This is a genomic window from Actinacidiphila oryziradicis (genome assembly GCF_005047355.1).
Classification (GTDB): domain Bacteria; phylum Actinomycetota; class Actinomycetes; order Streptomycetales; family Streptomycetaceae; genus Actinacidiphila; species Actinacidiphila oryziradicis.
The window spans coordinates 1-2,165 of the sequence record NZ_SUMC01000296.1 but is presented as its reverse complement, the minus strand read 5'-3'; the positions used below and the strand labels follow the sequence as shown (position 1 = coordinate 2,165).

1 protein-coding gene is annotated in these 2,165 nt (G+C 68.3%); it reads left to right on the top strand.

From position 1 onward, the window contains the following. Positions 1-177 precede the first annotated feature (177 nt). Positions 178-2,165 (top strand): spermine/spermidine synthase domain-containing protein (locus FCI23_RS55340; protein WP_246144945.1); only part of this gene is annotated, 1,988 nt, incomplete at its 3' end.

Here is a 2,165-nt window from a genome sequence, read left to right as displayed (position 1 = left end):
CCGAGGTGGTCCTGGAGGCGTGCAGGGCGGAATTCCAGCCACGCCGGTGGCGCAGGAACCTCGACTCGCTGTGCGTGAGATGGCAGGGTGTGCGGGCATGGAGCAGCGAGCTGTGTCTCGGGGCAGATGATGGGCGGCGCCGGGCAGCCCGAGGGGTCGGTGCGCGGGCGGCTACTTTTGGCCAGCGCGACGATGCTGTTCGTCGAGCTGGCGCTGATCCGGTGGACGGGCGCCAATGTCATCCATCTGAGCTATTTCTCGAACTTCATCCTGTTGGGTTCGTTCCTCGGTATCGGGCTGGGATTCCTGATCCCGGCTGGGCGTGGCCGATGGGTGAAGCGTTGGGCACCGGTCCCGCTGGCTGTTCTCGTCGTCCTCGTGCGGGTATTCCCGGTCCAGGTGCGGCAGACCAGTGGGCAGATCATCTACTTCACCGCCGTGAAGGATCCCAGTGGGCTCCCGGAATGGGTGACGCTGCCCTGCCTCTTCCTGCTGACCGCGCTCAGCATGACGTCGATCGGGAAGATCACCGCGGATCTTTTCCGGCGGCTGCCGTCGCTCGATGCCTACCGCTTCGACCTCCTGGGCAGCCTGTGCGGTTCGGTGTTCTTCGCGGTCCTCTCGCTGCTGCGGGCTCCGTCGGTGGCGTGGGGCGCCATTGTGGCGGTGGCGATGCTCGTCCTTGGTGGACGGCGGAACAGCTTCCGGTACGCGGTCCCGCTGGCGGCGATCGTGGTGGCGCTGGCGCGCGAATCGCTGACACCGGGCATCTCGTGGTCGCCGTACTACAAGATCGAGGTCATCGAGAGGTCGGCCACCCAGCACACGTACCAGATCATCGCCAACGGTGTCCCCCACCAGGGCATCGCGCCCCTGGCGACACTGATGCGGCCGGCTTCGCCGTACGAGCAGCCGTACGACGAGACGCCGAAGAATCCACACAAGCGGGTGCTCGTCATCGGCGCGGGCAACGGCAACGACGTCGCGGTCGCACTGGCCCACGGCGCACAGCGGGTGGACGCGGTCGAGATCGACCCCCGTCTGCAGCAGATCGGCGCGCAGCTGCACCCGGCGAAGCCTTACGCCGATCCGAGAGTGCATGTGCACATCAACGACGGGCGGGCGTTCCTCGAGCAGAGCAGTGCCCGGTACGACCTCGTCATCCTGGCCCTGCCCGACTCGCTGACGCTGGTCTCCGGCGCGAGCAACCTGCGGCTGGAGAGCTACCTGTTCACGCAGCAGGCGTTCGAGGCAGCGCGGAGCCATCTCGCCCCGCACGGCGCCTTCGCCATGTACAACTACTACCGGCAGAGCTGGCTCATCGACCGGTTCGGCGGCGGCCTCGACACCCTGTACGGGCACGCGCCCTGCATGACGAAGTTCGGGAAGACGGCGGCCGTGCTCGTGGCCGGCCGTACGGCCGCGGACCAGTCCTGCGTCCAGACCTGGCGGGCGAGCGGCCCCGTGCCCGCGCCCGCCAGCGACGACCGCCCGTTCCCGTACCTGCTGCACCGGACCATCCCGACTCTCTACTTGGGCACCCTGGGGGCGATCCTGCTGGTGACGCTCCTGTCGGTACGGCTCACCGGCGTGCGCATCCGGCGGACGTTCCGCTACACCGACATGTTCCTGATGGGAGCGGCGTTCCTGCTGCTCGAAACGAAGAACGTGATCGGCTTCGCGCTCTACTTCGGCACCACATGGCTGGTGAACGCCCTTGTCTTCATCGGCGTCCTGATCGCCGTCCTGGCGGGCGTCGAGGTCCGGCGCCGCATGCGGCGGGTCAACCAGGGCGCCCTGCAACTGCTGCTGTTCGCCACGCTCGCCGTCGCCTGGCTCGTGCCGGCGCACCTTGTGCTCGCACTGCCCTTCGCCGCACGGCTCGCCGCGGCGATCGTCCTGGCCTTCGCCCCGATCTTCTGCGCCAACCTCATCTTCTCCGACCGCCTGGCGCTCGCCGCCGACCCCACCGCCGCCTTCGGAGCGAACCTCATCGGCGCGCTCGTCGGCGGCACCCTCGAGTACCTCGCGCTCCTCACCGGATACCAAGCGCTGCTGCTCGTCGTCGCCCTGCTGTACGCGGGTGCCCGCATCGCCATGCGCAGCGGCCCGAACTCACCCACGCAAGTGGGACAAGGGCACACCGACGAGGCTGTCGTCACCAA